The organism is Streptomyces sp. ATexAB-D23, from assembly GCF_000373645.1.
Lineage (GTDB): Bacteria > Actinomycetota > Actinomycetes > Streptomycetales > Streptomycetaceae > Streptomyces > Streptomyces castrisilvae.
The window spans coordinates 1-9,089 of the sequence record NZ_KB892051.1 but is presented as its reverse complement, the minus strand read 5'-3'; the positions used below and the strand labels follow the sequence as shown (position 1 = coordinate 9,089).

The window sequence follows — 9,089 nt, the reverse complement described above, 5'->3', positions numbered from 1 at the left end:
GGCGCCACCGAAGGCGCCGGCTCCGGGGTCTCCGTCTCGGGCGCCTCCTCCACGATCACGTGCGCGTTCGTCCCGCTGATCCCGAACGCCGACACACCCGCGCGCCTCGGCTGCTCACCGGCCGGCCACTCACGGGCTTCGGACAGAAGCTCCACCGCACCCGACGACCAGTCCACGTGCGACGAAGGCGTGCCCACGTGCAGCGACTTCGGCAGCACACCGTGCCGCATCGCCAGCACCATCTTGATCACGCCGGCCACACCGGCAGCGGCCTGGGTGTGGCCGATGTTCGACTTCACCGAGCCCAGCCACAGCGGGCGGTCCTCGGGGCGGTTCCGGCCGTACGTCGCCAGCAGCGCCTGCGCCTCGATCGGATCACCGAGCGTCGTGCCCGTGCCGTGCGCCTCCACCACGTCGACCTCGGCCGCCGCCACGCCCGCGTTCGCCAGCGCCTGGCGGATCACCCGCTGCTGCGCCGGACCGCTGGGCGCGGTCATGCCGTTGGAAGCGCCGTCCTGGTTCACGGCGGAGCCGCGGAGCACGGCCAGGATCCGGTGGCCGTTGCGCTGGGCGTCCGAGAGGCGTTCCAGGAGCAGCACGCCGACGCCCTCGCCCCAGCCGGTCCCGTCGGCGTCGTCGGAGAACGCCTTGACCCGGCCGTCCTCGGCGAGCCCGGACTGCCTGCTGAATTCGGTGAAGTTGAGCGGATGGCCCATCACCGCGGCGGCGCCGGCCAGCGCGAGGGAGCAGTCGTCGTCGCGCAGGGCACGGATCGCCAGGTGCAGGGCCACCAGCGCCGAGGAGCACCCCGTGTCGATGGTGACGGCGGGCCCCTCAAGGCCCAGGGTGTACGCGATCCGGCCGGACATCACGGAGTCGTGGCTGCCGGTCAGCAGATGGCCCTCGACGCCCTCGGGGACGGCGCGTACATCGGAGCCGTAGCCCGCGTTGCTCGCACCCACGAACACGCCCGCGCGCTCGCCGGTCAGGCTCTCGGGGTCGATCCCGGCCCGCTCGATCGCCTCCCACGACGTCTCCAGGAGCAGCCGCTGCTGGGGGTCCATGGCGAGGGCCTCGCGCGGCGAGATCCCGAAGAACCCGGCGTCGAATTCGGCGGCGCGGGCCAGGAACGCCCCGCGCCTGGTGTAGCTGGTGCCGGGGTGCTCGGGGTCGGGGTGGTACAGCCCGTCCAGGTCCCAGCCCCGGTCTCCCGGCATCTCGCCGACGACGTCGGCGGCGGCCTCGACCAGCTCCCAGTACTTCTCGGGGGTGTCGGCGCCGCCGGGGAAGCGGCAGCTCATCGAGACGATCGCGATGGGCTCGGTCCGCTTGTCCTCAAGCTCCCGGACCTTCTTGCGGCTGGTTCGCAGCTCGGCGGTGAGTCGGTTCAGGTACTCCCGCAGCCGCTGTTCGGTCGCGTCGCCGCTCATCTGATACCCAACTCCCGGTCGATCAGGTCGAAGATCTCGTCGTTCGAAGCCGCCGTCAGGTCGTCGTCGGCCTGTGCGCCGGCCGTGGTCTGCTCGGCCGGCTCCACCCGGCGCAGCAGGGAACGCAGTCGGTCGGCCAGTCCGATACGGTCGCGTTCCTCGTCCGGCAGGGCGGACAACCGGGCTTCCATACGGTCCAGTTCGGCCAATACGTCGTCGGCCCCACCGAACAGCTCGTCGCTCAAATGCTGGACGAGTGCCAGCGGAGTGGGGTGGTCGTAGATGAGGGAAGCGGGCAGCTTCAGGCCGGTCGCGACGCCCAGCCGGTTGCGGAACTCCAGCGCGGTGAGGGAGTCGAAGCCGAGTTCCTTGAAGGTCGAGCGCGGTCGCACGCTCTGCGGCCCTTCGGCCTTGAGGACGGTCGCGGCCTCCCCGCTGACCAGGTCCGTCAGGGCGCTCTCCCGCTCGTCGGCGGGCAGCCCGGCCAGCCGGTCCGCGAGCCCCGACGAGGGCTCGGGCGCCGGCTCGGCACCGTCCGTGTACGAGGCCGGCACCGGGTACGCGGTGTCCTGCTGTACGGGGCTGAGCCCGGCGACGAGGCGGCGGTCCCGCGTCATCGTGTAGAGGGGCAGGAAACGGGCCAGGTCGAAGTCGGCGACGGCGACGTTCGTGTCACCCCGGCCCACCGCGCGGGCGAGTGCCCGGACGGCCCGCTCGGGCGACATGAGGCGTACGCCGCGCCGCGCGAACAGTTCGGCGGCGTCCCCCTCGGACATGCCGCCGTCCCAGGCGCCCCAGGCGACGGACGTGGCCACCGCGCCGCGGGCGCGCCGCTCTGCGGTGAACGCGTCCAGGTAGGCGTTGGCGGCGGCGTATCCGGCCTTGCCGACGTCGCCCCAGATGCCGGCCCCGGACGAGAAGAGGACGAAGGCGTCCAGGTCCAGGTCCGCGGTGAGGGCGTCCAGGTTGCGGGCGCCCGTCACCTTCGCCCGCAGCACCCGGGCGAGTTCGGCGTCGGTCAGGTCGCCGACGGGGGTCTCCGGATGGGTGACCCCGGCGGCGTGCACGACGGCGGTCAGCGGCCGGTCCTCGCCGATCGTCGCGAGGACGGCGGCGAGCCGGTCCGCGTCGGCGGCGTCGCAGGCGGCGACCGTCACCTCGGCGCCGAGTCCGGTCAGTTCGGCGGTCAGCTCGTCGGCGCCCGGCGCGTCCGGGCCGAGTCTGCTGGTCAGGATCAGGCGGGCCGCTCCGTGCCGGGCGGCCCAGCGCGCCACGTGGGCGCCCAGGACTCCGGTGCCCCCGGTGATCAGCACGGTGCCGCGCGGGCGCCACGGCTCGGCGTCCGGCGCGGGGGCGTGGACGAGTCTTCGGGCGTACACGGTGTCGTCGCGTACGGCCACCTCGTGCTCCCCGGTGGCCCCGGACAGGACCGCCGCGAGCTGCCGGAGGCTGTCCGCGCCCGGTTCGCCCGGCAGGTCCACCAGGCCGCAGGTCCGGTCGGCCTCCTCCAGGCCGAGCACCACGCCCAGGCCCCAGACCTGGGCCTGGAGGGGGGCGCTGACGGTGTCGTCGGACGCGGTGCCGACCGCGCCCGATGTGGCCAGCCACAGCGGGGCGCCGGGAGCGCGCGCGGCCAGGGCCCGTACCGCGGTGACGGTAGCGGCGAGGCCGGTGGTGACTTCGGGCCGGCCGGCGCTCGGCCGCTCGTCCAGGGCGGCCAGCGACAGGATGCCGTCGATCCGGTCCGGCAGGGCGGCCCCCTCGCGCACCAGGTCGGCCACGCCGATGGCGTGGGGGGTGGCGCCGTGCCGGGCGAGGCCCGTCAGCACCGTCTCCACGAGGCCGTCGCGCGACGGGCCCGTCGGGATGAGCACCAGCCAGTCGCCGGAGAGCGACGGCTCCCCAATGTCCGGCACGGGCGTCCAGTCGACGTGGTAGCGCCAGCTGTCGACGACGGCGGTCTCCCGGCGTGCGGCGGCCGCGGCCGGCGCTTCGAGCCAGTGGCGGCGGCGCCGGAAGGGGTAGCCGGGCAGGTCGGAAGCGGGCCGCGCGGACCCCCCGGTGAACGCGGGGCCGAAGTCGACGGGGGCGCCGCGCACCCACGCCTCGGCCAGCGAGAGGAGCAGGCGGTCGGGGCCGCCGTCGTTGCGGCGCAGCGAGCCCACGGCGCAGGTGTCGTCGTGTTCGGCGAGGGTCTCCTCGGTCGCGGCGAGCAGCACCGGATGCGGGCTGCATTCCACGAAGAGCCCGTGGCCCTGCCCGGCGAGTGCCCGCACGGCTTCGGCGAACCGCACGGGGCGGCGCAGGTTCGTGCCCCAGTAGGCGGCGTCGAGCGCCGGGGAGTCGATCCAGTCGGCGGTGACGGTGGAGAAGAACGGCACCCGGGGTGTGCGGGGCCGTACGGGGGCGAGCAGTTCGCCAAGTTCGCCGAGGATCTCCTCGACGTGCGCGGAGTGCGAGGCGTAGTCGACGGGGATCGTCCGCACCCGTACACCCCGCTCCTCGCAGGTGCGGCCCACGTCTTCGAGTGCGGCGGGGTCTCCGGAGAGCACCACCATGCCGGGCCCGTTCACGGCGGCGACGGACAGCCGCCCGTCGAACCGGGACACGAGGGCTTCGGCCTCTTCCTCCGGCACCGCGACGATGGCCATGGCGCCACGGCCCGCCAGCGCGGTCAGCGCCCTGCTGCGCAGGCACACCACCCGCGCCGCGTCCTCCAGGGACAGTGCCCCGGCCACGCAGGCAGCGGCGATCTCGCCCTGCGAGTGCCCGACCACGGCGTCCGGTTCGATTCCGTACGAGCGCCAGACGGCGGCCAGCGCGACCATCACGGCGAACGAGGCGGGCTGCACCACATCCACCCGCTCCAGCGACGCGGCCCCCTCCGCGCCTCGCAGCACATCGGTCAACGACCAGTCGACGTACGCCGATAGGGCCTCCTCGCACTGGGCGACGGCCCGTGCGAACACCTCGGAGCCGTCCAGCAGACCGGCACCCATGCCGACCCACTGCGCGCCCTGCCCGGGGAAGACGAACACGGTCCGCCCCAGCGGTCCCGCCAGGCCCGACACCACGTGTGCGCAGGGCTCACCGGCCACCAGCGCCCGCAGCCCCTCGTCGTGCCCGCCGACGACCGCGGCCCGGTGCTCGAACCAGGTCCGTGCCGTCGCCAGTTCCCGTCCCACCGCCGCCGGTTCGGTGCCGCCGTCCGCCCAGGCAGCCAGCGAGGCGGCCCGGTCCCGCAGGACCTGCCCGTCGCGGGCCGACAGCAGCCATGGCACGGCGGACGGGCCGGCCGCGGCCGGTGCCGCGACGGGCTCGGGCCGCGGCCGGGGGGGCTGTTCCAGGATCACGTGGGCGTTGGTGCCGCTGATGCCGAACGCGGAGACACCGGCCCGGCGCGGCCGGTCCGTCTCCGGCCAGGGCCGGGACTCGGCGAGCAGCCGGACGCCGCCCGTCTCCCAGTCCACCCGCGAGGTGGGTTCGGCCACGTGCAGGGTGCCCGGCAGGGTGCCGTGCCGCAGCGCCTGCACCATCTTGATCACGCCGACGACGCCGGCCGCCGCCTGGGTGTGCCCCACGTTGGACTTGACCGAGCCGAGCCACAGGGGCCGCTCGGCGGGCCGGCCTTCGCCGTACGTCGCCATGAGCGCGTGCGCCTCGATCGGATCGCCGAGCCGGGTCCCGGTGCCGTGCGCCTCGACGGCGTCCACGTCGGCGGGGCCGAGGCCGGCCCGGCCCAGCGCCCGGCGGATCACCTGCTCCTGGGACAGGCCGTTGGGCGCGGTCAGACCGTTCGACGCGCCGTCCTGGTTGATCGCGCTGCCGCGTACCAGCGCGAGCACCCGGTGACCGTTGCGGCGGGCGTCGGACAGCCGCTCCACCAGGAGGACGCCGACGCCCTCGCCCATGCCGAAGCCGTCCGCGTCCTCGGCGAACGCGCGGCAGCGGCCGTCGGCGGACAGGGCGCGCAGCCGGCTGAAGCTGATCAGCGAGGCGGGTGTGGGGGTGATCGAGACCCCGGCGACGAGGGCGAGTCCGCACTCGCCCGAGGCCAGCGACTGGGCGGCCAGGTGCAGGGCGACCAGGGAGCCGGAGCAGGCCGTGTCGACACTGACGGCGGGCCCGGTGAAGCCGAAGTGGTAGGCGAGCCGCCCGGAGGCGACGCTCGGTGCCCCGCCCGTGACCTGGTAGCCCACCAGCTCGTCCGGCATGCTGTCCGGGCTGCCGTAGTCCGAGGGCATCACGCCCGCGAACACACCCGTGTCGCTGCCCTTGAGGTCGTCCGGCAGCAGCCCCGCGTTCTCGAACGCGGCCCAGGCGGTCTGCATCAGCAGCCGCTGCTGCGGGTCCATGGCCAGTGCCTCGCGGGCGGAGATGCCGAAGAACTCGTGGTCGAACTCGGTGGCCCCGCCCAGGAATCCGCCGGCCCGCACATAGCTGCTGCCGGGCCGGTCCGGGTCGGGGTCGTACAGCGCGTCGATGTCCCAGCCCCGGTCGGCGGGGAGCGGGCCGATGGCGTCGCCGCCCGCCATGAGGAGCTTCCACAGCGCGTCCGGGCCGTCGACGTCGCCGGGCAGCCGGCACGCCATGCCGACGATGGCGAGCGGTTCGTCCGCGGCGGCCCGGACCGGTTCGGGCGCGGCGGGCGCCACGGGCCTGCCGTGCACCGCCTCCAGCAGGTACGCGGCCAGCCGTTCCGGGGTGGGGTGGTTGAACAGCACGGTGCCCGGCAGCTCGACGGCCAGGTCGGTGGCGATCCGTCCGCTCAGCCGGAGCAGCGACTGCGAGTCGAACCCGATGTCCTTGAACGGGGTTCGGGCCGGGATCGCTTCGGTGTCCTCGTATCCGAGCACGGCGGCCGCCCGCGTCCGGACCAGGTCCAGGAGGACGAGCCGCCGCTCGTCCCGCGTACGGGCCTCGGCGAGCCGTGCGCCGGCCGCGCTGGTCACGACCTCCTCGTCGGCGGCCGGTTCCGAGGCCGTGTCGAACCAGTGGCGGCGCCGCTGGAAGGCGTAGGTGGGCAGGTCCACGGTGGCCGGGGCGGGCCCCGGGAAGAGGGCCGTCCAGTCGACGTCGGCACCGTCCGCCCACAGCCGGGCCAGAGTCGTGACGGCGGTGACGGGTTCGGGCTGCTTACGGCTGAGCGCCGCCACGGCGAGGGCACCCTCACGGGTCTCACCGATCGCGCCGACGAGCCCGGCGTCCGGGCCCAGCTCCAGGAACCGGGTGACGCCCAGGGCCGTGAGCCGGGTGATGGCGTCGGCGAAGCGGACCGTGCCGCGGACCTGGTCGGCCCAGTACGACGCGGTGAACTCCTCGGTCGGCTCCCCGGTCAGCGTGGACACGATCGGGACGCGGGGGGTGTCGTACGTCAACTCGCTCGCCGCAGAAGTGAATTCGGCGAGCATCGGGTCCATCAGGTGCGAGTGGAAGGCGTGGCTGACGTCCAGCCGGCGGCCCTGCCGTCCGGTGAGCCGAGCGGCCACCGCCTCGACCGCCTCGCGCGTACCGGAGACGACGACCTGACCGGGGGCGTTCACCGCCGCCACCGAGGCGCCGTCGGGCAGTAGCGGGGTGACCTCCTCGGGGGTCGCCCGTACGGCCCACATCGCCCCGCCGGCGGGCAGCGCCTGCATCAGACCCGCACGCGCCGACACCAGCCGGCACGCATCCGCCAGAGACAGCACCCCAGCGACATGCGCGGCGGCCAGCTCACCCACCGAGTGACCGACCAGGTAGTCGGGGTGGACCCCCCACGACTCGACCAGCCGGAACAACGCCACCTCGACGGCGAAGATCGCGGGCTGCGCCCAGCCGGTGTTCTTCAGGGAATCCGCGTCGGTGAACATCACCTCGCGCAGCCCGTCGAAGTGCTCACACACCTCGTCCAGCGCCGCCGCGAACACCGGGAACGCCTCCGCCAGTTCCCGGCCCATACCGACCCGCTGACCGCCCTGACCCGAGAACACGAACCCGGTCAGGCCGTCGCCGGCCACTCCGGACACGGTCTGCGGCAGCCACTCGCCGCGGGCGAGCGCGTCGAGACCGGCGTCCAGGCTCTCGGCGTCACCGCCCACCACCACGGCACGGTGCTCGAACCGGGTCCGGGTCGTCGCCAGCGACCAGCCCACCTCGCGCGCACCGGCCGCGCCCACCGCCGGGCGCAGCGCCGCGGCCTGTCCGCGCAGTGCGGCGGCGCCGCGGCCGGACAGCACCCAGGGCACCACCGGCACCGGCACCGGATGCGGGGAGGCGGGCGCGGGGGCCGGCGCCGGGGGCTGGGAGAGGACGAGGTGGCAGTTGGTGCCGCCCATGCCGAAGGAGCTGACTCCGGCGATCCGGGGGCGGTCGGCGTCCGGCCACTCGGTGGGGTCGCCGACGACCCGCAGGTTCAGTTCGTCCAGCGCGATGCCGGGGCTGGGCTTCTCGAAGCCGAGGCTCGCGGGGATGTGGCCGTGCGACAGGGCCAGCACGGTCTTGAGCAGGCCGGCCGCTCCCGCCGCGGCCTCCAGGTGCCCCACGTTCGTCTTGACCGACCCGACGAGCAAGGGGCGCGTGGTGTCGCGGGCGCTGCCGAGCACGGCGCCGAGTGCGGCCGCCTCGACCGGGTCGCCCACCGGGGTGCCGGTGCCGTGCAGTTCGACGTACTGCACGGACTCCGGGGCGATGCCGGCCGACGCGTACGCCTGTCGCAGCACCTCGGCCTGGGCGTCACGGCTGGGGGTGGTCAGCTGCTCGGCCGCGCCGTCGTGGTTGACGGCACCGCCGTGGATCACGCCGTAGACGCGGTCGCCGGCGGCGATGGCGTCCGGGAGCAGCCGGAGGACGAGGGCGACGCCGCCCTCGCCGCGTACGAAGCCGTTGGCCCGGTGGTCGAAGGTGTAGCAGCGGCCGTCCGGGGACAGGCCCCCGAACTCCTCGGCGAGTGCGCCGGTCCCGGCCGCGAGGTTGAGGTTGACGCCGCCCGCGAGGGCGAGGGTGCTCTCGCCGCGCCGCAGGCTCTCCACTGCGGTGTGCACGGCGACCAGCGAGGAGGCCTGGCCGGTGTCGATGACGAGGCTGGGCCCGCGCAGTCCGATGGTGTGCGAGACCCGGTTGGCGATGACGCCTCGGCTGAGGCCGGCCATCGCGTGGTGGTTGAGCGCGGCGCGGCCGGCGTGGTCGGCCAGCAGGGCGTAGTCGTCGCGCATCGCGCCGACGAACACGCCTGTCGCGCTGCCGGACAGTTCGCCGGGAACGATCCGGGCGTCCTCGAACGCCTCCCAGGCGAGTTCGAGCATCAGCCGCTGCTGGGGGTCGAGTACGGCGGCCTCGCGGGGGGTGATCCCGAAGAAGCCGGCGTCGAACCGGTCGACGTCCTCGATGAACGCGCCCCAGTCGCCGCCGGCCGGTTCTCGTCCGGCCGGAACGCGGCCGACCGTGCTCCGCCCGTCGGTCAGCAGCCGCCAGAACTCGTCCGGGCCGGCCGCGCCCGGCAGCCGGCACGAGACACCGACGACCGCCACCGGCTGATCGCCGGCGCGGGAGGATTTCATGGGTCGCGAGGTGTCCATGTGACGTCCTGCCCTTCCGCGCTGTGCCGCGCTATTCCGCGATCTCGGTGAAACCCGGTCCCGGGCGCCTCGGGCCTGTCCGGCGGATCTCCGCGGGCCCGCG

The 9,089-nt window shown here is 74.7% G+C and carries 2 protein-coding genes; both read right to left on the bottom strand.

All coding sequences use genetic code 11. The features are described 5' to 3' along the window. Positions 1–1,391 (bottom strand): type I polyketide synthase (locus B082_RS0129635; protein WP_420707706.1); only part of this gene is annotated, 1,391 nt, incomplete at its 3' end. A 35-nt stretch (positions 1,392–1,426) separates the two neighbouring features. Further along, entirely contained in the window at positions 1,427–8,968 is a 7,542-nt protein-coding gene (locus B082_RS36995; RefSeq protein WP_063831079.1) for a type I polyketide synthase, read from the bottom strand. Positions 8,969–9,089: the final 121 nt, after the last annotated feature.